This is a genomic window from Pseudomonas sp. LM13 (genome assembly GCF_041381355.1).
Classification (GTDB): domain Bacteria; phylum Pseudomonadota; class Gammaproteobacteria; order Pseudomonadales; family Pseudomonadaceae; genus Stutzerimonas; species Stutzerimonas frequens.
This window is the reverse complement of sequence record NZ_JACBXH010000145.1, coordinates 1-423: the sequence shown is the minus strand read 5'-3', so window position 1 is coordinate 423 and position 423 is coordinate 1. Positions and strand designations below refer to the sequence as shown.

General features: G+C 56.7%; 1 protein-coding gene. It reads right to left on the bottom strand.

Annotated features, from left to right (window positions below; all coding sequences use genetic code 11):
• On the bottom strand, positions 1-423 hold a 423-nt coding region (locus tag HZR81_RS23755; protein WP_500129413.1), incomplete at both ends, for an IS66 family transposase.

Sequence of the window (423 nt, the reverse complement as noted above, 5' to 3'; positions counted from 1 at the left end):
GCTTGGCAATCTGCTGAAGGGCTTCGGTGGCAGTTATCGGGTGGTCCTTCTGCGCCTCAATGAAGTAACGACGACTGTGCACCCAGCACTGCGCGTGGATGATGTTCTGCTGTGCGGCGGCATAGCGGGCATAAGCAGCATAGCCGTCACTGATCAGAGTTCCGCTGAACTGTTCGTTCAGTACCTGCTCGATATGGGCTCGGCCTCGACTGTTCGAGTAAGTGAACACCACTTCATCGGCATCGCCGTATAACGGCCAGAACCAGCCGGATTTCATCTTGCCTTTTTGTGGGCCTGCCCGACCCTGGTGGCCAGCTTTAATCGGCGTCTCATCCATCGCCAACACCCGGCTGCGCAGAACATTGTCGGTCTGGGCATCCACGATCGGCCGCAGCAGATCAATAGATCGCTTGATCAGATTGG